The following is a 25,729-nucleotide window of genomic DNA, read 5'->3' as shown; positions in this document are numbered from 1 at the left end:
AAACCTAGAGCAGGCTCGTAGACCATTCTGTTCAAAAGACGGCCGCGTCGCACTTATCTCATTCCGGGCATGTGTCGCGCCTCCCCAAAAATCGATCTAATTTTAGGAATCAAAAGCCCAAATTTCAAATCGGGCAAGGGGGCGGTGAGCAGCCTAGCCATTTGCGGTGATTGCAGTCGCAAGTTCCGAGACTTTTGGGGCCATTAGTTGCCGCGAGGAGTTCAAATCATATCCCAAATGCGGGATTACAGGCAGCTCAGATTTTAAGGTGATTCCGGTGACCAGTATTATTAGCAAAATCGAGGGAACGATTAATATTGCTGTGGGAAGGATCAAGCAGAATGCGGATGGTCATTCCTTCGACAAGGAAGGTGCTGAACAAGAAGAGTTCGGCAAAAATCAATTGAGCGACACTTCCGCGAAAAATAGTATTAAAAAGAACGGCTGACCGCCGCTTCGCCCCCGATTAAAGTGGCGATCGAGACGGCTAGCGCTGTCTCGACTGGGTGGTGTTTCGAAATCGGCCGACCGATAGTTACCGTCATAATCGCATCGGGTGCGCACCAGAGCGGCCGCGGCAGCACGTTGGTATGAAATTCGCCGGCAATATCATGCTGCTAAGCAAGCAAGTCCATGGCCAATAAGATTCTTTCTTCACCGACGCTGGATCGCAGACGTCTGCTTACCTCAGCGCTCCTTGGAACCGGGATGGTTGCGCTCTCGGCCGAGACGCGTGCAGCACCGGCTGAGCCGCCACGCTCCAATGGTCCGATGACGGCCCAAGCCGAAGAAGGTCCTTATTACCTACCGCTGAACCTTACGCGGGCCGACATTACCGAGGGACTGTCCGGTATCCCCGTGGATATCCGCTTTACCGTCGTTGACGAGACTGGCTTGCCATACACCGGCGCGCTCGTCGATATCTGGCACTGTGATGCTCAGGGGGTTTACTCCGGGTTCGAGCAGCCTGCGGGACGGGCTGTTACCGACATGAAAGGTCGGACATTCCTACGAGGCGTACAGCCGGTCGATGCAGACGGCAGCGCACTGTTTCATAGCATCTATCCGGGCTGGTATCATGGCCGAACCACCCACATCCACTTCAAGGTGCGGCATGGCAACCACACCAACCTCACCTCGCAGTTCTTCTTACCCGATACGCTCAGCGAGTTCCTGTACAGTCAGGTGACGGCGTACCGGCGCGCTGAGCTACGCGACACGCTTAACTCTGATGACGGCATCGCCATCCAGGCCGGCGACACTACGGAGGGAAGCGTTCGCGAGACGAAGGGCCGCTACCTCGTGACACTGGCCGTTCGCGTAGATCGCGCGGCCATCGCACAAGAAAACCATTTCGGTGGTCCAGGCGGACGACCTCCGGAACCCCCAGGAACGGGCCCCATGGGCGGACCTGGAAACAGGCCGGGGGGTCTAGATGGAAGACGCGGACCGCCGCAGGGAGCGCCAACCCTAGAAGGCGATCGGAGGATCGCAGCGTTGCTACCTGACGCTAGGCGAATTGATCGTCCAAAGGGATCAGGCGGTCCGCCTCCTGTTTAACATCCGGCACTCTGACAGGCGTGTTCGGTCTGAGCGTCATGCTGTCTGTTCGGTTAGATCCTCGCAAATGATGGCAGACCGTGCGAAAACTCGCTGGGTGATTCCACAAGGTTGCTGACGGGCGTATGCTGTAATCATGGCATATATCGAGGGTCATGCGCGCGACCAGGCGCTGCTGCTGCCGGCATCGGTAGAGGATTATGTGGCAGCGGATAGTCCGGTTCGGTTCATCGACGCGTTCGTTGATGACCTCGATCTGGGCGAGGCCGGTTTTCATCGGTCGCGGCCGAAGGCGACGGGGCGGCCAGGCTATGACCCGGGCGACATGCTCAAGCTGTACCTGTACGGCTATCTCAACCGGGTGCGGTCGAGCCGACGGCTGGAAGCCGAGGCGGCACGCAACCTCGAGCTGATCTGGCTGCTGCGTGGGCTTCGGCCAGACTACAAGACCATCGCTGACTTTCGCCGCGACAACCGGAGCGCCTTCAAGGCAGTGTTCCGCGCCTTCGTCGTCCTATGCCGCAAGCTCGACCTGTTCGGGCGCGAGCTGCTGGCGGTGGACGGCACGCGGCTGAAGGCGGTGAACAACCCGGGACGCAACTTCTCCCGTGACAAGCTGGCCAGGTATATTGCCGCGGCCGACGAGCGGCTTGAGGGGTATCTTGCCGAGATGGACGCCATCGACCGCGGCGAGGATGGCCATGGGCCTGGCCGCAGCGGGGCACTGGCCGCAAAGATCGCCAGGGTGCGCGAGCGGCGTCAGGCCCAGGAGGCGATGCTGCACGAGCTGAACGCCAGCGGCGAGAGCCAGATATCGCTAACCGACCCAGATGCGCGCGCGATGGTCACGGGTCGAAAGACCACGGTGGGCTACAACGCGCAGGTAGCGGTGGATGCGAAACACAAGCTGATCGTCGAGCAGCACGTTACCAACGCCGGCACCGACATGGGTCTGCTGGCACCCACTGCTGGGGCGGCGAAAGACGCGCTAGGCGTCGAGCAGATCGATGTGGTCGCCGACATGGGCTATTACAAAGGCGAGGACATCGAAGCATGCGAGGCGAATGGTATCACACCCTTCGTCGCCCGACCGAGACGGGGCAGCGCCATCGCCAATGGCCGTTTCTCTAAGGATCTCTTTCGCTACGATGCTGAGGGGGACGCGTACCACTGCCCAGGTGGCCGGACCCTCGACATCAGCTATCGCGCAGTGACGCGCGGCCACGCCAACATCCAATATTCCAACCCCGCCGCCTGTTCAGACTGCGCAATCAAGGTGAACTGTACCAGCAGTCGCTGGCGGCGCATCAACCGTTGGGAAAACGAGGCGGTGCTGGACCGCATGGCGGGGCGCTTGGTTGCGCGCCCTGATATTCTTGCCGTTCGCCGCGAGACGGTCGAACACCCGTTCGGCTCGATCAAGCAATGGATGAACCAGGGCGCATTCCTGATGCGCGGGCTGGAGAAGGTTCGCGCCGAGTTCAGTCTGACCGCGCTCGCATACAATCTAAGAAGAGCCATTACCCTCATCGGCGTGCCGGGGTTGATCAGGGCCGTACAGGGCTGATCAAGCTCGCCAAATCTGCTGCGCAGCGCTCAATGGCCTCCCCTTGAAGCCACCACAGCGCCACCACGGCAGTAACTCAAAAATATTTGCGCCCAGCTCCACCGTTTAACAAAAGACGTCCGTGCCCATGTGACGGCGAGTTCTCGCACGGTCTGGATCGGATTTCGAGAATGTCCGGGTTGGAGAGTGAAGCGGACCCGCGTTTTCCGAGTACGATCGCCCTTATCCGGCGTTCTCATTGTCCTCCACTAAAGCCGTCGAAGCCGTTGTCCGGGATCGAGTCCCATTCGCTTCCCTCCGCACATTTACCGGAGGCACAGTCCAGCGCTTTCTCAATCTGGTTTCTTATGGCTAAAAGTTTAGCACAATCGACACCCCGTTCATGGCGGAGAAGCGTTTTTGGCGTGACATTCATTTCCCCCCTCGGTGCAAGCCGACTTGATAGATCTTGAGAGCTGACAGCTCTACCATTCCACATGAAAGTCCCTGCTTGCGTTACGGTCAGCACATCTACTACGGGTTCTGACTGCTCCAGACGTTGCGTCCAGTTCCTGTCTTTGTTCTCACACAGGTCTTGCCTAGGATTGCATGCGGTTAAAGGCACACTGGCAAAAAGGGCGGTCGCTATTGCTCTAAGTGTATGTAGGGCGCGAGGTTGCATCGCGGCACTGTCGCTGAAGATGCGAATATCTGCAATTCGGCATTCAAACGCTGCCCATTCTCGCGAGGGATCGAATTTTGGGAATGTCCGGGATGGAGATGAACGGACCAGTCTCTTTCAGGGCGCAGAGGCCAGACGGTGACCGCGCGATTTGGGATTGGGAGCTTGTCAGGGCTGCTTTTGCAATGGCGTGTTTAGCCCCCAATAAACGAGTGCGCGGTCGTGGTTGCAGCTAAGGACCAATCATCTCCGGCGTGACCAGGCTTAAAATCTCCGTCACTCATAGAATAGATCCAAGGTATCGCTTTCTGTAGCTGTTTGGTTACACCCTCGTCAGTAATCTGGCATCGCAGCACGATGCTGTCTAATACTGGCATCGCATCCGACACGTTGCCTTCGCTCAAAGCAACTTCTTCGATGGATGACGGGTCCGTCAGTTTTGTGAATCTGACTATCCTCGGCACGTTCTTCAGGGCGATCGTTACGATCCGCCCGCAACTACCGCCTCGTGCAAGTCGAACCAACTTCTCTCCGAAGTCGTCCGGACCGGTCACCGAACCGAAGAATGCCTCGACAACCGCAACGGGCAGGGTGTGCGCGGGGCCTGGAACGGTGAGCGTCACGAAGATCGGCGTCCCGGGCACATCTACAACAAGCGCCTCGCCCACCACGTACGTATGGCGGACCGGCGCATCGCCAATCTTGAGCAGTTCGGGGGAGGACCTGATCTCGATGACTGAACGGCCCAAATACGACTTGCCCCCGATGCGCACGACGCAAGTTAATGCAACCCGGCAACGGGTTGCCAGAAGAACGCCGCAACCATCAAGGAGGATCACCGCGAATGATGCGCCTGATCCTTTGAGCAGCGCTCGACGTGTCGTCACCATCTCTGTTGCATAGGCGCGTTAGGCGTAATCAATAGCTTATCCCCCCGCCGCGCCGGATGGCGGCACCGCGATCTGCGAACTCGGTTTCAACACCCTATGCGTTTAGCGAGGGAAGCTAAACAAACCGCAGTCCCTGGGCACAGAACGTCAGCTGTTTGGCGTTTTGGCACGTGCCCGATAGGGATGATTGGATGGGAATGCAGGGGGGGCTCCCAAACTCGGGGTTGACCGAGAAATATAGAATCCAGCCTATGCCAATGTTGCAATGGGGTGGGAAGCCGCCGAAACGCTATGCTAGCGGAGCGGCCGGTATTGTCCCGTGGTCCACCATCTAAAACGTCGCGCGGGATTGCGGCGATCGGGGGGCGTGCGGAGCCAAGCGAAGAGCTGGTCCGCAGTGCTGTAGCGGGTGCGCCACTGGGCAACTGGGAGGCGCGTACTCTCAAAGCTGGCCGCCCAGCGCGGATGGCTGAGTTTAGTAAAGTGTGACCATTCCGGGGGGTTAAAGCTAGCAGCGAGCCGGCGTGGGAGCGTAGCGGAGTTGGTCCGCCAGTCTTGCGAGTCGTAGCGCAGGAAAATCGGTCGCTTCTTAAAAACGCAGCGCACCTCGCGCCATCCGTCTCCAATATCGGTGCCGTCGGACGGCCGCAACCCGGCCAGCAGAGCGGTGTAGGGTTGGACTTTGTCTTCGGCGGCTGATCGGTACGTCAGGACCAACTGATCATAGCTAAATGGGTAGCCCCAGCCAGGGTCCGACCGAGTCCAGCTATCTTCACGCGGGCGCAACGGGAACTCGAACGTAAAGGTGAAGCGCAAGAACGGGTCAACATGGTTGTCCGGCAACCGCTGCGTGGTGCTGTCGGACCGGAAGAATTGGCCGGGCGGGAGCGGCTCGGCTGCCGCGAGAGGTCCAAGCCACGGCTGTTCCTGACCCCAACCCCCCGTGCTGATGCTCAGCCCGTTGGGCCAAGGGCGCGGTGCAGACGGGTGGATACGGTCCCACTTAACAGGAATGAAAAGATGAACGCCATCAACGTCGAGAGGGGCATCGAAATTGGGGCGTTGATCCACGCTTACAGCTGGGCCGTTGCAGGCAACGAGTAGTAGCGGGAATAGAAACGAGCGACGCATGGGCGGACGTTTACTAGACGAAGGTTTAGAAAGGACGGGGGCGAAGGGACCTGCGAGCATGCTCGCTGAGATTATCCCAGTTCACTCGAACGGAAACTGTCTCGATGGGGAGCCAAATCCGGGAATTAGCCTCGAACGCGCCGCATGTCCTACGCATCATCAAAACACCCGCATTTGCACCGTTGGTCTCGAATCACGAGACGGGGCCAAGGTAGGCTTACGGATGTACGGCATAAGGCCATTTTAAGGAACTCGAACTACCTGGTTGTCATGCGCATTATACCCACCGCGACCCTCGCCAGCGTGATCGTGCTTAGCATGCTTACCGCAGCCTGCTCCGATAGAACGGGCGAAGCCGTAGGACACACCCAAGTCTCGCTCGGAGGCGTGACCTACGAATGGCCGTATGATGGCTCCAAGGAAAGTGGAGATCCAGCTCGCTGGAAGCATTACGCACTTATTCCCAATAGAGTTTGGAACGGCTCAATCGGATCTGTAACCAGCGTGAAACTGCTGCCCGATTCGGGATATTCCCCGATATATTTAGCGCTGCTGAAGACAAAGGGGTGGAACATTAAGCTAGATGGATCGGGCCTGCCGTTGTTAGACGAAGAGCGTTTTCGAAAGTCCGAGGATCATGGAAGCTTTGTGATAGGAAACGTTGTCGGCCCCGGCATTGCCAGCCCAGGAACCATCGTCATCTTTAAAGGCGAGAACTCTGCATATGCGACATGTAGGCCGCCTGGAGGCCCGCTGCCGAAAGGCTTTTGCTCGCTATTACTAAATGATCGTGGCGTGCAACACACGCTACCGTTTAATTGGGGAAAATGGTTGGAAGCGCCAGCGCTGCTGAAGTTTTACCGTTTGCTCATCGGCATTCCAGCGCCGAGCTAGGTTTGGATTGCTAGAACCATCCGCTGGCTCAACTGTCTTCATCAGGCAGACGCCTTTGCATCAGCGGTCATCACAGCCTTTCCCGGAAAGGAAGGTCGAGTAGGAATTCCAAGCTCAACGCCCTGAAAAGCAATGTGTTGGGTGCCGTTTTCTCGAAATCTGTTCCCAAATCGATTTTCTCGAAATGGCTTAAACGACACGGGAAAACGGGAATCCTTAGCTGACCGGTTTTGGCGACGGAACTATGCCCAGTTTCTAATTACGAATCCGGCAACGATGTCGCGCAAGTCCTAAGTTTCGGACGTCTCGAATGTCGTCAGTTATGCGACGCGCGGTTCTTTGAAACGGTCCCGCAGTCGGTCGAGGTTAGCGCTTTGCGGGCGTGGTTACCGTTCGTCAACAAGTTCAGAGGATATGTCTCGGGTTAGCTGTTTGATGGTGCCCTGCGATGCTCAAGAATCTCCTCCATGAGCACAGACGCTCACTTGCGGTGAAGGGGCTTGGCGTCCTCGACACCCCTGCGGAGCCGAGCTTCGACCGCTTCGTGCATGAAGCCGCCTCCGCCTTCAACGCGCCGATTGCGCTCCTCTCGTTGATCCACAACGAGGATCAATGGTTCAAGGCCACGCACGGTCTGGCCTTGTCCTGTATCCCTCGCGACAGCGGCTTTTGCGGACACGCAATCGATCATGAAGGCGCTCTCGAATGTTGCGATCCACAGGGCGATCCACGCTTCGCGCATCTAACGGTGGTCACCGGTGATCCGTTCATTCGCTATTATATCGGCGCACCTCTGCGACTGTCGAACGGTATCGATGTCGGTGCGCTTTGCGTTGTCGACACTATCACGCGGTCACCCGCGTCTGCTGACCAGCGCGCCTACCTGCTCGGCTTGGCACGCCAGGCAGCGATGGTTCTTGAAGGTCGGGGTGATCTCTGGCGTGCGGGGGCTGCGGCATGATGCAGGTCGCCTTGTGCATCACGCAGCAACATGACCTGCGCCTCGTGTTCACGGCGCTACTGGTGTGCCTGATCGGCTCGGCCGCGACCGTCCAACTGTTCGGGCGGATCCTGTCGGCGAGCGGCCCTAGCCGGGTAGGCTGGATCATGCTGACGGCGGTCAGCACGGGGACCATGGTATGGTCTACACATTTCGTGGCAATGATGGCGTTCCGGACGCAGGCGCCTGTCGTCCTTGATCCGATCCTCACCCTGGCGTCGCTGGTGCTCGCCATTGTCGTCGCGGTTCCCGGACTTGCTCTGGCTGCTACGAGAAGGTGGTGGGCGGGTACCGCTGGCGGCGGGATCATCGGCGTCGCCATTTCGACGATGCATTATCTTGGCATGTCCGCATACCGGATCGATGGTCTTGTTACATGGGATTGGCGCTATGTCGTCGCCTCGGTCGTCCTGTCCTCGGTGCTTGCGGCAGCTGCATTCCAGACGATCAAGGGTGTTAACCGCTGGCGAAGAGCTCAGGCGGGAAGCCTGCTCAGTCTCAGCGTGGCCGCTCTCCACTTTACCGGCATGGCATCGATGCATATCGCCGTGCTGCAACTGGGCGCCGGTCTGTCGGACGGCACCTTGTCGGCGCTCGGCGTCACGACAGCAGTTGCCGCTATGCTCGTCGTCGGATGCGCAGCCCTCAGCGCCTTGATCGACGGGCATACCCAGGGTGAATCCTACCGACGTCTACGGCGCATGGCGTTGCACGACGGGCTCACCGACCTGCCGAACCGGATGAGCTTCAACGACGAGCTCGGCCGCAGGCTCGCGACGCGAACGGGTCTTCCCTGTATGGCCGTTGTCATGCTCGACCTGTCACGCTTCAAGGCCGTCAACGATACTTACGGCCACCAGGCCGGCGATCAGCTGCTGATTGCACTGTCTGCCCGTTTCTTGGTGACGCTGAGGCCGGGAGAATACATCTCCCGCCTGGGCGGTGATGAGTTTGCGGGGCTGATTTCCTATACGTCGGCCGATGACCTCTCCGGCTTCCTCGATCGCTTGCACGAGACGTTCGTGTTGCCGTTCGAGTTCGATCGGTTCACCGCCTCGATAAGCGCCAACATAGGCGTGGCACTGGCCATCCACGACGGTCGCGATGCCGACACCCTGCTCGCGAAGGCGGATCTCGCCATGTATCGGGCAAAGTCGCTGCATTCTGAAGCGCCGTGTTTCTATCAGGCGGACATGGATGATGCCGTACGCGAGCGTCGCGAGCTGGCCAGTGACCTGCGCGACGCCGTTGCTGCCGGCGCGTTCGAACTGCATTACCAAGTTCAGGCATCGGTCAAAACCGGGGAGATCACAGGTTACGAAGCACTGATCCGCTGGCAGCATCCAGCGCGGGGCGCAATTTCGCCTGTAACGTTCATCCCGATCGCTGAGGAGAGTGGTCTGATTGTGCCGCTTAGCATCTGGGTATTGCGGCAGGCGTGTTTCGAGGCGGCCCTCTGGACCAATCGCCATGTCGTGGCGGTAAACCTGTCGCCGCTCCATCTTTCCGACCCGCAGTTGGTGGAGACGGTTCGATCGGCTTTGATCGACAGTGGCCTACCCGCCGAGCGCCTCTCGCTGGAGCTAACGGAAAGCGCCATCATTCACGATCGCCGCTTTGCTTTGAACCAGCTGCGCCAACTGAAAGCGATGGGGATCGCTATCGCGCTCGACGACTTCGGTGTCGGATATTCCTCATTGGACGTTTTGCGGGCTTTTCCCTTTGACCGCATCAAGCTGGACGCCTCGTTCGTCGCCGAGATCGAACATAGCGAACAGGCTGTCGCCATCCTGCGATCCGTTACTGCGCTAGGCACCAGCCTCGACATGCCGGTGCTGGCAGAAGGCATCGAGCAGCCGGCACAGTTATCGATCGTAGCCCGGGAGGGCTGCGCCGCGATCCAGGGCTATCTGATCGGTAAGCCGTCCCGTTCGCTCGCCAGTCCGGACCAGGTTCGTCGCGCAATGCTATTGGCACCGCGAGCCGTTGAAGAGGACGCGGCTTTCGGCTGACTGTTAATCGGAAGTGCTTTCGCCTTTTGCCCAGCGATACCTGCTGCGAACGCAACCATTCTCTGTTCAGACGACCGGCAGCGCCTCGGTCGCAGGGCGAGCGAGCAGGTATCCCTGACACAGCCGAATGCCAACGTCTTTCAACGTCCGCAATTCCGCTGTGGTCTCGATGCCTTCGGCGATACAGCGAACGCCGATGGCGTCGGCGATGCCGAGCACACCTGCCACAATGGCACGTCGGGCAGCTGACCCGTCGATCCCGCGTATGAGTGCCATATCGAGCTTCAACATGTCGGGACGAAGATCGGCGAGCAGCCCGAGCCCGGCGTAACCGGCGCCGAAATCATCGATGGCGGTCGTGAACCCGCGAGCCCGGTAGGCTTCGATAATCCGGCGAACATGTGCCACATCGCGCATCCGCTCGTCTTCGGTAAACTCAAACATCAGCCGCTTGGGATCGAACCCGACACGGTGGGCTGCTGCAAGCGATGCCCGGATACAGGCGTCAGGTTCATAGACGGCATTCGGCATGAAGTTGATCGACAACTTCGTGGCGTCATTCGGCGGAAAAAGCTGCCCGGCCAGTTCGATCGCCTTGACCCGACACGTCTGGTCAAACTTGTAGATCATGGCCGCATCGACGCTGGCCAGCACCTCCCCCGCGGACTGCCCGTCAGCGCCGCGGACGAGGGCTTCATAGGCAAAGATCGCCCCGGTCTCGATCGTACGCTTGGGGCAACTCGACGGATTGCGCTCGCTTTCTCGAGATCGAACCTGCCCCAGTTTGCCGCTGGCACCATAGGCACAATCCCCGACATCGATTGCGATCGGCTGGTCGCATTCGCCACGTCGGTAGTTTGGCGGGCATCCATCTCAGCACACCCGTCCTTCGCAGAGGTCGATCTGGGCCCGCTGGCCGATCGCGCGCGAGACGTTGCGTTCGGGCTGGGGGCGGAACCGTTCCCGGTCATCGCGAACCGCCTCGTTAGCCCGCGTTACGACGTGCGTGAATTCTACGTCGAGCCGACCCGGCGGAAGCTGGGCCCGAACGACGCCTACACGTTCCAGCTTGGCAGCTTTCAATGGTTCGTGCTGGCCGACAACCGGCCCGCGCCGCCAAAGCTCCGGTCCCTTGTCATCAATGATCGGACGGAACTGACTTCCCTCGGTATCCCGCTGGAGCGAACCACCGAATTTCTCGGTATGCTCGAGATTGCAGATCGATCGCGCATAGCCTGATCGATCGCCGCCTTAAGCTTACCACGCCGCACGGTTCGGGGAACTTGTATGGCAACGGCGACACGCGATCAGCGGCTTTCCCTATGGCGGTGGCGCAACGCGTAGGTCATCGTCGAAAGCATCGTCAGATCGAACGTCCGTGTTACTCAATCGACGACCCAAAGCGGACAGGCCGTTTCCTTGCCCATATAGGCCTGCTCGGCCGCCGATCAGGGTCTTGAAGGTGGCCCCGACCGGATGAATGAATGGTCGAAGTTGGGAAGCGGGAGGGGCCCATCGAATGACCGGGAATGGGTCTCCTCAGCCCGAATAGGTTTGCCGGGTGAGAACGGCGTCTCGGACACAGCCCGTCCATTAAACGCATTTTTCATTGGATACCAATCCGTAGCTGTTTCGACGTAACAGTCCCGGCATTGATATTCACTCCGGCGCGACCGCGTTCCTCATCGTTGCAGCCCGGTAATGCTGCAGATACGTTGAGAGGCCAAAAATCGTGGCATGTACGACATCGCACTAGCCCACCGGGACATAATGGATCTCACCACACGCCTCCTTATTGTCGATGACGACCCGGGTATCCGCGAGCTGACCACTCAGTTTCTTGTTCAGCACGGTTTTGTGGTCGATGCCGTGCCGGACGGCTCCGCAATGCGCGTTGCGCTGGCGCGCGATCATTATGACCTCATTGTCCTCGATGTGATGATGCCCGGCGAAGATGGATTGTCGATCCTTCGCTCGCTGGATCGAACGAACGGGCCCGCTGTCATCATGCATTCGGTGATCGGTCAGGAAGTCGATCGGATCGTTGGGCTTGAAATGGGGGCCGATGACTATTTGGCAAAGCCCGCCAACCCGCGAGAGCTTCTCGCGCGCATTCGCGCGGTCCTCCGCCGGGGCGGAAATGCTCCGGCGCCATTTGATCGAGGCAAAGCGCTTCTTCGTTTCTCAGGCTGGCGCGTTGATCCTGCGGCGCGCGAACTGTTCGATCCCGACGATGTACTCATCAACCTGACCGATGGTGAGTTTCGTCTCCTGCTGACCCTGATCGAGCATCCGCGGCGCGTTCTCACCCGTGACTTCATTCTCGATCATTCGCGCGGCATGGACGCAGAACAATTCGACCGCGCGATTGACGTTCAAGTCAGTCGGCTGCGCCGCAAGCTCGCGCGCGACGATGGGCGCGGGGGCGAAGAGTTGATCCGGACTGTCCGCAACGAAGGATATCTGTTTACCGCTGACGTCGAGCGACGCTGACATGACCGCCAGGCGCGCAGCATCGATCGCGCAACCCATCTTTCTGTTGGTGATCGCCGCCATCTTATTGGCGACGGCCGTCACGTTTGCGATTACGTTCAATGGTCCTCCACCACGCCCGAGGCCGGTTTCCGACACAGATATTGTCAACGCACTGCGCGGCGCGACCGTGCCGTACCTCGTCGTGCTGCCGGGTCGACATTCCTCACGGACGGGTGAAATCTCAGATCCTGAACATGACGCATCCCTTGCCTTGGCCTTGGGAGGCTCCGTCGCTGGTTCCTACGCCGAGCGCGAACGTGGGCAATCGGGCGAGGTCCGGGGTGGCTTCACCGTGTCGGGCCGTACAACGGACGGCTGGCGAACTGTTCGCAGCCCTGACCGGCCGCTCCTCACAAACTGGCTCATCGTAACCTTCGGCGGCATGGGGTTCGCCCTTGTCCTATTGTCAGTTGCCGCGTGGTTCATCACGCGCCGCATTTCGCGTCCCCTCAAACACTTGGTTGGCGTGGCCCAGGCTGCGCGGGTCGGGCTGCCGTTGGCGCTGCCACAAGAAGGCTCACGAGAGGTGCGCGAACTGGCCGTTGCGCTCAGCGACATGCACACCCGCATCGGTCAACATGCCGAGGGGCGGACGACCATGCTCGCTGCGATCGCGCACGATCTTGGCACGCCATTGTCGCGCCTTGCCTTTCATATCGAAGGGTTGCCCGAAGTCGCCCGCGCACGCGCCGCTGCCGACGTTGACGAAATGCGCGCGATGATTAGCGCTGCGATCGGATATGCGCGCGACGAGCTCATGGATCGTGCAACCCTGCGCGTCGATCTGGGAAGCCTGCTCGACAGCCTGGCCGAGGACACGCGCGCGGCGGGTGACGATGTGACGATCACCCTTGGTCCGCGCATAGTGGTTATGGGCGATCCGGCTGCGCTTCGGCGACTGTTCGCCAATGTGATCGGCAACGCCGTCCGTTATGGTGACCGGGCGCGTGTTGAATGGCATGCGCTCGATGGCGCTGTCGCCGTATCGGTCGATGACGATGGCCCAGGCGTTGATCCTGAAACAGCTGAAAGCCTTTTTGAGCCGTTCGTTCGCGGCGACCCGTCACGCAATCGCGAGACGGGGGGCACCGGCCTTGGTCTGGCTATCGTTCGCGCCATCGTGTCTCGGCACGGGGGGCAGGTGGCCTTCGAGTCGAGCGCGCACGGCGCGCGGATCCGCGTGCTGCTGCCCTGCTGAAACATACAGCAACAATTCGCGTCGATGCCGAAATACGGGTGCGTGACACCTCCTCGACAAGGTCCACCGAAGCACGAGGAGGGATGAATGACCGAGCAGCACATGATCGACGAACCGGACCACGGCCACAGTTTGGCGGAGGATTTGGTCCTGATGAACCGTCTCGCCGATCGTCGTCGCGCGCTTAAGTGGTTCGTAGGCGCCGGCACCGCCGCGCTGGTGGCAGGCTGCGGAGGAAGCGGCAGTGACGCGTCTGATACCGTCGCTGTCGTTTCTGGCGGGACGGCCACCGCAACCCCGACGCCGACGACAACAGTGACGCCGACCCCGACCCCGGCATCGTCCGGCACTACCGCGTGTATTGCCGATCCAACCGAAACCGCGGGGCCATACCCGGCCGATGGCACCAACACGTCGAATGGCTCGACCTCCAACGCTTTGACTGTCAGCGGTATCGTCCGCTCCGATATCCGTGCCAGCTTCATCAACTCGACGACGGTAGCAACCGGCGTGAAGGTGGTACTCACGCTACGGGTGGTGAACGTTAACGCGAGCTGCGCCTCGCTCGCGGGGTATGCTGTTTACCTCTGGCATTGTGACCGGACGGGCAACTACTCGCTCTACGGAACATCGAGCGCAGCCGAATCCTATCTGCGTGGTGTCCAAGTGACAGATGCGAATGGCGAAGTGACCTTCACCACCATTTTCCCAGCTGCTTACTCCGGCCGCTATCCCCATATGCATTTCGAGGTCTTCTCAAGCCTCGCCAACGCGACCGGCGGACGCTACTCGGTACTTACCTCGCAACTTGCCATGCCCGCAGCAGCATGTACGGCCGTGTTCGCTGACACGACGACTTACCCCGGCAGCGCCACACGCTTCACCCAGACTGCGATCGGCAACGATAACGTCTTCGGCGACAACACGGCCGCGCAGATCGCGCAGCAAACGCCAACGATGACGGGTGATCCAACGAACGGATATGTTGCGACCGCAATTATTGGCATCGCTCGGTAGGAGGTAATCGGCGTCCCGCCAATCCAGAGGCGGGATGTCTGCGATCCTTAAGCTGATGACGTGCGCGAACAAGAAGCCAAATTTCACATTAGTCCTATACCATATCTGAACAACGGTCCGAAGTCGAGTAGCTAGAAAGGGTGCTTGAACGTCTACAGTTAGGTCATAAATATCGGCCTTAAGTAAGAAAAAACTACGTGTAGTGTCGAATGTCCAGAAGCACGACGACTTCGTAGTTCATTATGCGCCAAAGGACCGCTGACCTAAATTGAGAACCGTGGATGCCTGTACGGTTGCAGCCTTGATTCGTGCTGACAACGCCTTCACCTCGTTCGCGACGACTGCAAAACTGTTGCCTTGTTCGCCTGCCCGAGCAGCCTCGATGGATGCGTTGAGCGCGAGCATCGATGTTTGCCGCGTGACGGCACCAATGTTGTCGACGATGTCGGCAAGTTCGGCCAAGGTGTTTTGATGAGCGGCTCGACGTGTCTCCGCCTCAAGTCGGAAGCGTTGAGCACGATCAGATTCGTTCCGCTCGGCAAGCCGCATCGCAGTGACGTCGGTTGCCCATTTGATTATCTTTACTGTTTTGCCGTCGTGGTCGAGGATTGGATTATAGGTTGCCTGGAGATGGACGTCGGCGCCCTCGCGTGTCCGCCTGCGGTACTCCTGCTGCATGAAATGACCGCCACGAAGGCTTTCCCAGAACTGGGCGTAATCAGGCGACACCCGATCTTCCTCAAAGCAGAAGATAGCATGATGTCGTCCGGCGATTTCGCCAAGGGAGTAGCCCATAGTAGCGAGAAAGTTATTGTTCGCGTCTACGATTATGCCACCGGTGGTCATCTCCAACCAACACTGCGATCGGTCGATAGCCTGCAACTTACCCCGCTGTTCTGCGCCATTGGCAAGCTCCTGATCGGCGCGCTCCAGCGCAGCGCCGTTCAGCAGGACGGAGTTTTCTAGCGCGTATAGCGTGTAAAGTGACTGGGTCAGACGAGCAAGCGTAGATGGGTCGGCGGCGAGGGCCCGCGATAGCCGCTGATGGCGCGCGTGATAGCTTCTCAGTAGACCCGCTGTGAACGCGATCTCCGTTGCACGGTCTTTGCTGCTTGCCCGCCCTCGGCGGACCATTTTTGCAATCAGCTTGCCATTTAGTCCACCAGTAAATTTCATCTCAGTGTACCTGATATCGCGTCGGATAAGTTCTTCGACTGCATCGTGATCGAGGTCATACGGGGTGTTATGCCCAGTAAAAGGCCGCCAGAATTCTCGTACGTCCATGGCCACACCGTCACGGAGCACCGGCCACATTGCGAGCAGGTCTGCTTCCAGCGTACGCTGGGGATCGAAAGCCTCGAGAAGGATGTCCACGGGGTCTTCGCTGAACTTTGGTCGATGTAATGCGCCCATTGAGGAATCTCCGTTCACGACCGGGCTAACCCAATATAATCAAAATGGGCTTAATATCGCGGCGGATATTGGTCGTATCGCGGCTAAAGGTCTGTGCTGATTTCGAGCTTAGATTGTCAAGCGGGCTCCCGACCCAAACCCTATGAGACCCTGTTTGCCGATTACGTCTCTCCTTTCGCGGCCGATGATCGAGAGGAAGGCGTTGTCGATCGCGAGGATCAGCTGGTCGTTATCACACGGGCATTGACCAACAACGCCGTGTTCGGCTTGTTTCATGCCGCGGCGTCGGTCCGGAGACTCCCGCGGATCGAAGACAGCAAGGCAAGGGACCTGTCCCTGGAATCGTTATCATCGAGGTCGGCTGCAATTTCGGTTTTCACGTCCATTGCAATGGAGACGATTTCGATAGCTTGGGCCACATTCAGAACGGAGCGTTCAATCAGGTTGTGGATCAAGCTTTCCACGAGCAGCATCGCGGCTTGGCCGTGCGCATCGGGGGCTTCCGATCTAACGGCCGGGCAGAGCCCCTCGTTATCGTTGCTTACTCCGATCATCATCATGCTCCAGGTTCGAGGCCAAGACGTTGCACTTCGCCAATGGCGAAACTTTCTCTGTCTTCGGCATCACCGGAACTAGCAGAAATCTGGCCAGCTTTCCTCATTGAGGTTAACTTTAAGCTATAACATTCGACAATATCACATATTCGCCCGGTATGGGATTAAGCTCGAATGACTAACCGCTTCGTCGAAAAACTCCGTGGTTTCTCGCCGCTTGCTGACGCCGACGTTGCGGAGCTGGTTGCGCTTACGTCCCGGTCGCGCGTAAGCAAGACACGTCAGGACCTCATCCGTGAAGGCGACCGACCGGGGCCGGTCTTCGTCATGATCGAAGGCTGGGCATGTCGTTACAAGATACTTCCCAGCGGCACGCGTCAGGTTCTCGCCTTTCTGATGCCTGGTGATGCATGTGATCTGCATATTGGTCTGCTGGCCGAGATGGATCATAGCATCCAGACGATCACTCCTGCTCGTGTCGCGACCATCGAGCGTGTCGACATGGATGAACTGATGAGGCGGCGACCTGCGATCGCCAAAGCCATGTATATCGCGCAGCTGGTCGACGAAGGCACGATGCGCGCATGGATCACAAGCATGGGTCGTCGAACCAGCATTGAACGGGTTGCTCACCTCATGTGCGAGCTTTACCTACGCGCACGCGATATCGCCATGACTGGTGAAGCGACGCTTACGCTTCCGCTTTCCCAAGTTCTGTTAGCCGACGCATTGGGCATGACGAGCGTGCATATTAATAGGGTGCTGAAAGACTTACGCATTGCCGGTGCTATGACGCTCCATCGCGGTAGCCTTGAAGTAAGTGACCCCGATAAACTTGTCCGTATCGCTGGGTTTGACGAAGGCTATCTGCACCGGCGTACTCGTCTCGCCTGAAAAGGCGGGGAGTAGTGCTGTTGGAATGCCTGTAGGCGCCATACACCCTGGATATTGATCTATGTTGCGTTTGTGCATAAGAACTTTGGTAATCTAGCGGCATCGCTCGGTGGGACGTTGCCGGCGGTTGAGGGACGCGCTCCCTGATACCGTTGCGCAGGAGGCAACTAATGCTCGATACGACCTCTCCCATGGCCAGAATGGCTAAGAGCCTCGAAAAGTACGTCGTGCTTTCGCCAGGTGACCGGGACGCGATCCTCGCTTTACCGTTCAAGGTCACCAGCTACGAGTCTGGTGCCTATCTGGTCCGGGAAGGAGACAGGGCCGATAAATGCGCCTTGCTGATGACTGGATTTGCCTTTCGCCATAAGCTTACCGGAGCCGGAACGCGACAGATCGTTGCAATTCATGTTCCAGGCGATCTGCTCGATATGCAGAACCTATTCCTCGATTATGCTGACCACAATGTTCAGATGTTGTCGCGTTCAGACGTCCTGACAGTATCACGCAGCGCCTTTGGCGCCTTGGCCAAGTCGGCGGCCTTGATAGGGCATGCAGTTCTTCTCGGCGTACTCGTCGATGCCTCGGTCTACCGCGAATGGATTCTGAACATCGGTCGTCGCGACGCGCGCGGTCGCGTCGCCCATCTCATTTGTGAGATCGCGGCCCGTCTCGACATGGAAGGGCTCCCACCCGGGCAGGATTATGAACTGCCCATGACGCAGGAGCAACTGGCTGACGCGCTCGGACTGACGCCGGTACACGTCAATCGCGTTTTGCGTATCTTGGAGGACGATGGTCTCATACTGCGAAAAAGCCGTCAGATACGGCTACCCCATTGGGAGCAGCTTCGGCGTGCATCGGACTTCGACGATCGCTACCTCCATCAGGCGCAGACTAAAGGAATTTCAACGGCAGAAGGAGGTTTGGAATGGAGCGGGATCGAGGCGTAGAGACGGCGCGCGCGCAACTTAACGCGATCAGAATTACGTTGGAGGAACTCCTTCGCGTCGCTGACGACGCCGAGGAGTATTTGCTCGGTGCCAAGCTCGCCGACAGCCAAATGTGTGTCGTAGACCGCTTGGCCGACTTGGGCATGAGCGAACGATAGCGCTTGCCAGGCTTTGCCCCGGGGCGATCACGGCCACGATAGAAGGGTGATGCCCTTGATCTTCCAGCAAATGTCTCCAGTGCACCTATGCAGAGGCACAAGAATCTTGACCATGATCAAGATGGCGCGGGCGTCTCGCGCTACCACGACACGTGGTCGCACGGGGGAAGATCGATGCCAACATTTATCGAACCGGGCCTAAATCAAAAGTCGATCACAGAGATTGGCAGGCGGTCGACATCACTACTCGACCTGCTGAGACCTGATCATCCCGGCTCACGTTCGAGCACGTTCGTTTGTTCATCAGCAAATGTTGCTGGCGAGGGAAGGCATGCCCTTTGGGCGGCGGACGCACATCACCGTGCGACCAATTTTACGCAAATGTTCGCATCGCTGCAGAACCTTGCCCCCGTTCTCGACCTGGCCTTGGATCCGGGCGCTGTGCAGCGCCATGCTGCCACTTTATCCAGCGCCTATGCCGCCATAGCTACGGACGGACCCGATGATATTCTCCTCCCATGTACGCCGATATTGCGCGATGTCATCGTCGGATTGACCACGCTGTTTGTCGAAGATGCAGGGGCGTTTATTTTGCGGTTGAGCCTAGACGAGCTCTGGCTCCCAAAGGACAAGCGGCGGGCACTGATCCTGATTGCCAGCGAACTCGTGATCAACACTGTCAAATACGCATTCCCGGCTGGCCGCGCTGGCGAACTCTCGATAACCTTGACCCGGCATGGGGATGTGGGTGCGTTGACGGTCCAAGATGACGGCATCGGCATGCCGCAGGGTAAGGAGCCTGGCAACGGTACGCAGCTCCTTGATCAACTATCAGGCCTTATCGGCGGGGCAATCGAGCGGGATTGTCCAGGACGCGGATTGCGTGTCCAAGTCGTGTTCAACCCTTGGTGATCCGGCCTGACCTTCACCCCGACCTGAACCTGGACAGTCGCTCCACTGATATGACGCCCGTACCAGCGCTCTACCAACCGCCTTTCGTGCTGACTCCACAGGCGCGCATTCTTGCCGAGGCGTTGATCGCTACAGGCCGCGGCGATCGGGCGGCGTTTCAGTCAGTGTATCTTTCGACGAACGCAAAGCTATTCGGCATTTGCGTGCGGATCTGTGGAGAGCAAAGTGGCGCCGAAGACGTGCTCGCCGATGTCTATCTTATCGTCTGGCGCCGTGCCGGTGACTGGGTGCCTGGCCGGGCGAGTCCAATCTCCTGGTTGGCTATGATCGCGCGGAATAAGGCGATCGATTGGCGACGGGGTCACCCCCGTGAACGTGCACTGCCACTCGAGGCTGCTCCGGACATTATCGACGAAAGCCCGAGCGTCGAGTTCCTGCTGATGTCACTCGAAACAAAACGTAATCTTACCAACTTACTTGGTACGCTCGATCCGGCTGTCAGGGCGCTAATTATATCCGCATTTTTCGATGGAGCAACCTACGCCGAATTAGCCGAGCGTTCGGCGGTCCCACTCGGAACGGTTAAAAGCAAGATCCGACGGGGTCTTGCAAAGATGAAACTCGCGTTCGATCAAACGGATATGTGCTTCAGAACGGCGTGAAATGTTACTATTTTATTAAATATGATCTAGATTAAAGTGATGGTATATGATCTAAGTGTTTATTGTCAGGCACTTAGGAAAATAAGACGTGCTGCAAATCGTCTATATCAGTGTTGCGACGAGAATCTTGGCGCAAGATGAACTCGTGACTTTATGCAAGTTGTCGGTTGATAATAATCGGCGTGATGAAATCACCGGCTTCATGCTCGTCAAATCGGGAAAATACCTTCAGGCAATCGAAGGGCCAAAGGAAGTCGTGGAAGACGCGTTCATCCGTATCATCCAGGATGACCGTCATAATGAGCTACTTGTGCTCAGTCGACGTCTGACTTCCCATAGGGAGTTCGGCCAATGGGAAATGGCCTGTTACCAGAATATGAGAGAACACAAGAAGTATGTGATCCGCATCGCACAGCTTACCAAGCTAGCGCCATATCCAGTGCAGAAGCTGTTCGAAGACCTTCTTGCAGCCGGTTGATCTTGTGACAACGTTGACCGTCGAAAAAGCGGGGGCAGTATAGGAGGCCATGAATGCCACGATATTTCTTTGATATGATAGGCATTGACGTTGATGACATCGGTCTTGAGTGTGAGAATCTCGGAGAAGCACGCAATGCCGCGATTAGCTACTTAGGCGAATACTTGCGCGACTTCCCCGAATATGCAAGCCAAGGTCATTGGCAAGTTGATGTTTGTGACGAGGATCATCAACCCCTCTTCAACGTCGTCGTCGCAACAGTCGACGTGCGTGCGGTGAACGTCCTTACCTAATCCGCCACCCCGCAGCCTGGGGTGCTCACGATACTTCAAAGCACGGGTAAAGATGCCCGGGGGACAACCCATGACACGTGATCGCGCGACTTTGCCCGACGAGAGCAATGTATCCACCGGACGCTCAAAGCCGCCTGCTGCCCATGCCTTTGTTGACAAGCTGAACACGTTTGCACCGTTGGAGGCGGCGGACGAGGAGCGTCTGCGGCATGCCTGCCTTCAAGTCCGGTCGTACAGGAAGGCGCAGGACCTTATCCGGGAGGGCGATCAACCAGGACCGGTATTCGTCATTCTCGAAGGCTGGGCCTGTCGCTACAAGATACTGCCAAACGGCAACCGGCAGATCATCGCCTTCATGATGCCCGGCGATTTTTGCGATATGCACGTCGGTGTACTCGATGAAATGGATCACAATATCGAGACGCTGACGGCGGCGAGGATTGCCACCATTCAGCGCCCCGAAATGGAAGCGCTTGTCGAAGCATCGCCAGCGCTCATTCGCGTGTTCTGGTGGACACAGCTTGTCGAGGCCGCGATGTTGCGTGCAACGATCGTCAGCCTCGGTCGACGCAATAGCCTTGAGCGGGTATCGCACTTGCTTTGCGAGTTATGCTTTCGACTGCGCAACGTCGATGAGAACGGCTTCGATCGTTACGTCATGCCATTCTCACAGATCGTGCTGGCGGATGCGGTGGGTTTGACGCCAGTTCACGTAAACCGCGTGCTTCGCAAGCTACGCCAGGAGGGCGCTTTAGAGCTCGGTGGCTCGTCTATGACAATCTGCAATCTTTCAGTGCTCGCACGCATCGCCGGGTTTGACGACAATTATCTACATCGGCGTCTGAAATCTTGATGCTAAATAACTTGACAGTCGATCGACGATAGTGGGTCAATCGACGGGTTTATGGCGTCCGATCAATAGGAATATTGTTGCCAAGGCGTCATATCGTTGATCAAGGATAAGATATGAACAAGGCAGCAAGTTATTTGGTGTGGATCGCATCCTCTGGTCAGGCGCGTTAGCATCCCAACCGGCTGGAGGCGACCTCGATAATAACTACGGGATGCGATCGGTGGGGCTACAAGAACGCAGCAAATCCGATTGGGCGGCAGATCGAGCTTCGGAGCATGCTACCGACAGTAGCCGAAGGGACGCCGTCCAGCGTCGTAACACATTAGCGGCACGCGACCCGGAGGTCTCTGGGTCTCAGAGCAAGCATCTCGATCAGGTAGCGGGAGCTAACGGTCCGGGCGGCATCGATACGGAAATGCAGAAATGCCAGGACATGGCTGAGGCATCGAAAATGATGAAAGCCGCTTTGATTTTGCTCGGCAATGGCAGCTGCATTCTCTCCGCGGCAAAGCTCGCTGACGCAGTCGAATATCTCGATGTGAGTATCATGCAGCATGCAGCGTCTGGTCGCATGCCTAGGTAGGTCTTGCCGATCAACGTCGGTTCAAATGATACAGCGACCTAGATGGCTACTCGATCTTCGACATTATTATAAAACTGGTCGCGTGGTGTACCCAATCGCGCCACCCCTACGTTGAGCTTTTCATAACTGGAGGGCTTCGTGAACAATAACGAACAACGGTCAGGTGAAGCTTAAGGTTTTGATGTGGGAATTAAAGCGATCGACGTTTTCGAGGGCGATCCATACAAGGTCGAAAAGCTTGTTAAGGCCGGGAAAAGTAAGCTCGGTCCAGACGCCGGTAGCGATTGAAACGGAGATTTAACATGGCGAACATTGACGATCAGCCGGCGGACGAGAACGCAAAGACGGATACCCCTAACGAGCCTGATACCGGAGCTGGCGGCGAAGATGACAGCAGCACGGAAATCGAGGGTAATGATAGTCACTTGCATGACGATCAAAAGTCTCGTCGTATGTCTTCTATCTGAAGTAACCGCAGTCCGCTTAAGTAGAAATTCTGCTATTTGGCAGTGCTCCTAAAACATATCATGGGCTATCTGCGCGGCGCGAGCATCAGCTATCCTGCTTCAAGCCATAGCGTAGCATTCCGGATCGTTTGAGCGCGCTTCGTTCGGGGTGCGCCCGAAAAGCGATAGCGATCGTTACGGCTTGGTATCGAGGACAGCATGGCTTCGATGCATTTAACATAAGAGGATTGAAATGGCTGACCCGCACAAGACCGATGGGGCGCCACCGCGCGCGATCCATGTCGAAAAAAAGAAGCCTAACTGGCTCGCTTGGATTGCGCTTGCAGCGGGGATCCTGGCGCTACTGTTTGCGCTGGGTCGTTGTGGCCATGACGATACCGTAGCGGTCGCAACCGCACCGAGTTCGACGCCGACCGAAGTCGTCGCGACGACGCCCGGCGCCGCTTCCGCAACAGCGCTCGTTGGTACGTCAGGCCTTGGCGGCTACCTTAGCGGCACCGAAGCCGCACCGCGGACATTCCAGTTCGAACAGCTGACCTTCGATACGGCAAAGAGCGCGCTGCGTCCGGGCGACGCACAGGAAGTGGCGACCATCGCGACCGTTCTCAAGCAATACGGTAATACGCGCGTCCGCATCGCCGGCTACGCCGACGCTCGGGGACCCGCCGCTGCCAACGTCGCTCTCGGCAAGGCACGCGCTGACGCTGTCAAGGCCGGCTTGGTTGCGCAGGGCATCGATGCCGCTCGGATCGAGACCGTTTCGGGCGGCGAAACCGATCCGGTTGACACCAACGCTACGACCGCCGGTCAGGCTGAGAACCGCCGCACCGAACTGGTGGTAACGTCGCGCTAATTCACTGACATATTTGGAGATCACCTATGACCCGCACCATCACCGCCTTATTCGATGACCGTAACGACGCTGAAGCGGCCCAAGAACGCCTGAAGCAGTCACGTGTGGATGCCGATCACATCCGCATCCATGATAAGACCAGCGACGGCTACAGTGAAACCACGAACTCGACGCACGAAGATCGCGGCATTTGGGCGTCGATCAAGAATGCGTTTTTGCCCGACCATGACCGTCATACCTACGAGGAAGGTGTACGTCGTGGTGGCTTTCTTCTTACGGCAAACGTGGATGACGATTCTGTCGGTGAGGCTGTTAATGTCCTCGAAGAAGCCAATACCGTCGATATAGACGAGCGTGCCGAGTCCTGGCGGTCGTCCGGTTGGGACTACGAGCCCGCCGAAGCAGCTGCCACCGCTGCTAGCTACGGTCTCAATGCTTCGCCGGATCGAGCCTTTGCAGCGTCTGGAGACGACGTGCAACCTGCTAACACATCATCGATCTACGGGCGTCGAGACCTCGATCGCGGTTCGTCGCGAGTGCGTTCGTACGGCAACGACCATAGCACCGGCAGCAAGGCGAAGGGCATGGCCGACGAGGCGCTTGGCAACGTCAAGCAGGCTGCCGGCAGCGTTTTCGGGAACGAGAGCCTAAAGCGCGATGGTATCGAACAGGAGCATCGTGGCGAAAGCGAGCAGGGCAAGGGTCCAGACCGCTCGTAAATTTAAGTGTTGAGGAGCGATGGCAGCGCCATCGCTCCCATTCACCTAGTTCTTTAGCCGACCAGTAATGCGTGCCTTCCTGCGGCATAGTCTGATTCCCTATCGGAAAGACCCGTCATGATCGCCGCTTCCGGGTTGCCCGACCCTTACATTCTCATTCTCACCGGCTTTGGCCTGCTTACCGCGTTGGTCGTCTGGCTGCCTCTGGCGCTCCGTAAGCTGCCGTTGTCGTTACCGATCGTGTGCATTGCGCTTGGCGCTGCGCTGTTCTCGGTTCCACAGGTCACGCTCAGGCCGCTGCCGCTTCTCTACCCTGAAATCACCGAACGCTTCACCGAGTTCGTCGTCATCATCGCGTTGATGGGCGCCGGTTTAAAGATTGACCGGGTGTTTCGGTGGAGGGACTGGGCCGTCACTTGGCGGCTGCTTGCTATCACTATGCCGCTGGGAATCTTGGCCATCACCGCAGTGACAGCGTGGGGGATGGGACTGCCGTGGGCGATCGCCCTTCTGCTCGCAGCTAGCTTGGCGCCAACGGATCCCGTTCTGGCAGCTGACATCCAAGTCGGGCCGCCCAAGAGCGAAGACGAAGATGAAGTGCGCTTCGGACTCACATCAGAGGCAGGCCTGAACGATGGCTTCGCGTTTCCGTTCGTCCATCTTGCCATCATGCTGGCAGCGGCTGTTGGGACCCGCCAGTCGAACCTGGGTGAGTGGCTGACGTACCGGGTTATATGGGAAATTGGTGCAGGCGTTGGCGCCGGCTGGTTGATCGGCCGTACGTTCGGTTGGCTGACCTTCCATGTCCCGGCGCAGAGCAAGCTCGCGCAAACCGGTGACGGCCTGATCGCGCTGGCCGCGACCTGCATCTCCTACGGGTTTACCGAACTGATCCACTGCTACGGCTTCCTAGCGGTATTCGTCACGGCACTAACGTTTCGGGGGACACACCGAACGCACGACTTTCACCACGATATGCACGATGTCACCGAGCAGATCGAAGGCCTTGCGATGATGGTATTGCTGCTCCTGTTTGGCGGCGCGCTCGTCAGTGGGTTGTTGGCATCGGTCTCGCTGACAGATGTCCTTGTCGCGCTCGTGATCCTTCTGGTCATCCGCCCGATCACGGGGCTCATCGGTCTGGCGGGCCACCGGGCAGATCGGTCCGAGAAGCTGACGCTCGCCTTCTTTGGCATCCGCGGTGTCGGGTCGATCTATTATCTGGCCTACGGCCTCAACCACATCCACGTCGCTGCCGCAGAACGCCTGTGGGGGCTACTCGGATTGGTCGTGCTGTTCTCGATCGTTCTGCACGGGCTCACTGTCACGCCGATCATGCGTCTCCTTGATCGGCAGCACGGTCGCGATCCGGACAAGGATGCGCCGCCCGCCGTAGAGGTTTGAGGCTGTTCTGTATTCGCGATCGTATCGACACTGGCGTGTAGCGTGAGCGTGGTGATCGCATGCCAAGA

26 protein-coding genes and 1 pseudogene are annotated in these 25,729 nt (G+C 58.2%); 21 read left to right on the top strand and 6 right to left on the bottom strand.

Annotated elements, in window-relative coordinates; genetic code table 11:
- Positions 1-166: 166 nt before the first annotated feature.
- The 3 genes from AC1MH0_RS19560 to AC1MH0_RS19550 all read left to right on the top strand — a co-directional run bounded on the left by AC1MH0_RS19560 (position 167) and on the right by AC1MH0_RS19550 (position 3,127).
- Positions 167-448 carry a hypothetical protein gene (locus AC1MH0_RS19560; protein ID WP_480965850.1) on the top strand — a complete coding sequence of 94 codons (282 nt, stop codon included), beginning with the start codon at positions 167-169 and terminating at the stop codon, positions 446-448.
- Between the two features lie 185 nt (positions 449-633).
- Entirely contained in the window at positions 634-1,560 is a 927-nt protein-coding gene (locus tag AC1MH0_RS19555) for an intradiol ring-cleavage dioxygenase (RefSeq protein WP_480965849.1), read from the top strand.
- Positions 1,561-1,696: 136 nt separating this feature from the next.
- Positions 1,697-3,127: an IS1182 family transposase gene (locus AC1MH0_RS19550; RefSeq protein ID WP_480965848.1), complete on the top strand. Its 1,431-nt coding sequence runs from the start codon at positions 1,697-1,699 to the stop codon at positions 3,125-3,127.
- 855 nt (positions 3,128-3,982) lie between these two features.
- Here AC1MH0_RS19550 and AC1MH0_RS19545 read toward each other — a convergent pair.
- On the bottom strand, positions 3,983-4,678 hold the full coding sequence (locus AC1MH0_RS19545) for a hypothetical protein (RefSeq protein WP_480965847.1): 696 nt from the start codon (positions 4,676-4,678) through the stop codon (positions 3,983-3,985).
- A 1,518-nt stretch (positions 4,679-6,196) separates the two neighbouring features.
- Here AC1MH0_RS19545 and AC1MH0_RS19540 point away from each other — a divergent pair.
- The 3 genes from AC1MH0_RS19540 (at position 6,197) to AC1MH0_RS19530 (ending at position 9,715) form a co-directional block, all read left to right on the top strand.
- A complete protein-coding gene (locus AC1MH0_RS19540; RefSeq protein WP_480965846.1) occupies positions 6,197-6,703 on the top strand; it encodes a hypothetical protein in 507 nt (168 codons plus the stop codon).
- Between the two features lie 448 nt (positions 6,704-7,151).
- Positions 7,152-7,664: a GAF domain-containing protein gene (locus tag AC1MH0_RS19535; protein WP_480965845.1), complete on the top strand. Its 513-nt coding sequence runs from the start codon at positions 7,152-7,154 to the stop codon at positions 7,662-7,664.
- Entirely contained in the window at positions 7,661-9,715 is a 2,055-nt protein-coding gene (locus AC1MH0_RS19530) for a putative bifunctional diguanylate cyclase/phosphodiesterase (RefSeq protein ID WP_480965844.1), read from the top strand. The genes AC1MH0_RS19535 and AC1MH0_RS19530 overlap by 4 nt, the downstream gene beginning before the upstream one ends.
- A 66-nt stretch (positions 9,716-9,781) precedes the next feature.
- On the opposite strand, the pseudogene AC1MH0_RS19525 reads toward AC1MH0_RS19530, so the two are convergent.
- Positions 9,782-10,438 (bottom strand): annotated as a pseudogene (locus AC1MH0_RS19525) (EAL domain-containing protein); the annotation flags it as partial.
- A 279-nt stretch (positions 10,439-10,717) separates the two neighbouring features.
- Between AC1MH0_RS19525 and AC1MH0_RS19520 the strand changes: the two are divergent.
- The 4 genes from AC1MH0_RS19520 to AC1MH0_RS19505 all read left to right on the top strand — a co-directional run bounded on the left by AC1MH0_RS19520 (position 10,718) and on the right by AC1MH0_RS19505 (position 14,465).
- Positions 10,718-10,954, top strand: coding sequence for a hypothetical protein (locus AC1MH0_RS19520; RefSeq protein ID WP_480965843.1), 237 nt, complete (start codon positions 10,718-10,720; stop codon positions 10,952-10,954).
- 498 nt (positions 10,955-11,452) lie between these two features.
- A complete protein-coding gene (locus AC1MH0_RS19515) occupies positions 11,453-12,208 on the top strand; it encodes a response regulator (protein ID WP_480963082.1) in 756 nt (251 codons plus the stop codon).
- Between the two features lies 1 nt (position 12,209).
- Positions 12,210-13,448, top strand: coding sequence for an ATP-binding protein (locus AC1MH0_RS19510; RefSeq protein ID WP_480963083.1), 1,239 nt, complete (start codon positions 12,210-12,212; stop codon positions 13,446-13,448).
- A gap of 87 nt (positions 13,449-13,535) precedes the next feature.
- Complete coding sequence (locus tag AC1MH0_RS19505; protein WP_480965842.1) at positions 13,536-14,465, top strand: dioxygenase family protein; 930 nt, start codon at positions 13,536-13,538, stop codon at positions 14,463-14,465.
- 240 nt (positions 14,466-14,705) lie between these two features.
- Here the strand turns inward: AC1MH0_RS19505 and AC1MH0_RS19500 are convergent, their stop codons facing one another.
- The 3 genes from AC1MH0_RS19500 to AC1MH0_RS19490 form a co-directional block, all read right to left on the bottom strand.
- Positions 14,706-15,878 (bottom strand): PAS domain-containing protein, encoded by a 1,173-nt coding sequence (locus AC1MH0_RS19500; protein WP_480965841.1) that lies wholly within the window; start codon positions 15,876-15,878, stop codon positions 14,706-14,708.
- 108 nt (positions 15,879-15,986) lie between these two features.
- Positions 15,987-16,154 carry a hypothetical protein gene (locus AC1MH0_RS19495; protein WP_480965840.1) on the bottom strand — a complete coding sequence of 56 codons (168 nt, stop codon included), beginning with the start codon at positions 16,152-16,154 and terminating at the stop codon, positions 15,987-15,989.
- Complete coding sequence (locus AC1MH0_RS19490) at positions 16,151-16,438, bottom strand: hypothetical protein (RefSeq protein ID WP_480965839.1); 288 nt, start codon at positions 16,436-16,438, stop codon at positions 16,151-16,153. Before AC1MH0_RS19490 ends, AC1MH0_RS19495 begins: the two co-directional genes overlap by 4 nt.
- A gap of 168 nt (positions 16,439-16,606) precedes the next feature.
- Between AC1MH0_RS19490 and AC1MH0_RS19485 the strand changes: the two genes are divergently transcribed.
- From AC1MH0_RS19485 to AC1MH0_RS19455, 7 genes are all read left to right on the top strand, one after another.
- Entirely contained in the window at positions 16,607-17,326 is a 720-nt protein-coding gene (locus AC1MH0_RS19485) for a Crp/Fnr family transcriptional regulator (protein WP_480965838.1), read from the top strand.
- 170 nt (positions 17,327-17,496) lie between these two features.
- Positions 17,497-18,279, top strand: coding sequence for a Crp/Fnr family transcriptional regulator (locus tag AC1MH0_RS19480; RefSeq protein ID WP_480965837.1), 783 nt, complete (start codon positions 17,497-17,499; stop codon positions 18,277-18,279).
- A gap of 332 nt (positions 18,280-18,611) precedes the next feature.
- On the top strand, positions 18,612-19,349 hold the full coding sequence (locus AC1MH0_RS19475; protein WP_480965836.1) for an ATP-binding protein: 738 nt from the start codon (positions 18,612-18,614) through the stop codon (positions 19,347-19,349).
- Positions 19,346-20,011, top strand: a complete 666-nt coding sequence (locus AC1MH0_RS19470) for a sigma-70 family RNA polymerase sigma factor (protein WP_480965835.1) — start codon at positions 19,346-19,348, stop codon at positions 20,009-20,011. Before AC1MH0_RS19475 ends, AC1MH0_RS19470 begins: the two co-directional genes overlap by 4 nt.
- Before the next feature lie 88 nt (positions 20,012-20,099).
- Entirely contained in the window at positions 20,100-20,489 is a 390-nt protein-coding gene (locus AC1MH0_RS19465; RefSeq protein ID WP_480965834.1) for a BLUF domain-containing protein, read from the top strand.
- 53 nt (positions 20,490-20,542) lie between these two features.
- Positions 20,543-20,782, top strand: coding sequence for a DUF6894 family protein (locus AC1MH0_RS19460; RefSeq protein WP_480965833.1), 240 nt, complete (start codon positions 20,543-20,545; stop codon positions 20,780-20,782).
- A gap of 70 nt (positions 20,783-20,852) precedes the next feature.
- Positions 20,853-21,635 (top strand): Crp/Fnr family transcriptional regulator, encoded by a 783-nt coding sequence (locus AC1MH0_RS19455; RefSeq protein ID WP_480965832.1) that lies wholly within the window; start codon positions 20,853-20,855, stop codon positions 21,633-21,635.
- Positions 21,636-21,957: 322 nt separating this feature from the next.
- On the opposite strand, the gene AC1MH0_RS19450 is transcribed toward AC1MH0_RS19455, so the two are convergent.
- The gene (locus AC1MH0_RS19450) at positions 21,958-22,191 is read right to left on the bottom strand and encodes a hypothetical protein (RefSeq protein WP_480965831.1); all 234 of its coding nucleotides are present in this window, start codon (positions 22,189-22,191) and stop codon (positions 21,958-21,960) included.
- 329 nt (positions 22,192-22,520) lie between these two features.
- Between AC1MH0_RS19450 and AC1MH0_RS19445 the strand changes: the two genes are divergently transcribed.
- The 4 genes from AC1MH0_RS19445 (at position 22,521) to AC1MH0_RS19430 (ending at position 25,661) form a co-directional block, all read left to right on the top strand.
- Entirely contained in the window at positions 22,521-22,685 is a 165-nt protein-coding gene (locus tag AC1MH0_RS19445) for a hypothetical protein (RefSeq protein WP_480965830.1), read from the top strand.
- A gap of 232 nt (positions 22,686-22,917) precedes the next feature.
- Positions 22,918-23,538, top strand: coding sequence for an OmpA family protein (locus AC1MH0_RS19440; RefSeq protein ID WP_480965829.1), 621 nt, complete (start codon positions 22,918-22,920; stop codon positions 23,536-23,538).
- Between the two features lie 26 nt (positions 23,539-23,564).
- Positions 23,565-24,257: a hypothetical protein gene (locus tag AC1MH0_RS19435; protein WP_480965828.1), complete on the top strand. Its 693-nt coding sequence runs from the start codon at positions 23,565-23,567 to the stop codon at positions 24,255-24,257.
- 117 nt (positions 24,258-24,374) lie between these two features.
- Positions 24,375-25,661 carry a cation:proton antiporter gene (locus AC1MH0_RS19430; RefSeq protein WP_480965827.1) on the top strand — a complete coding sequence of 429 codons (1,287 nt, stop codon included), beginning with the start codon at positions 24,375-24,377 and terminating at the stop codon, positions 25,659-25,661.
- Positions 25,662-25,729 lie beyond the last annotated feature (68 nt).

Source organism: Sphingomonas sp. AP28 (assembly GCF_056680455.1).
Note: the sequence above shows the minus strand (reverse complement) of the source record. Positions and strands in the feature narration are given on the sequence as shown.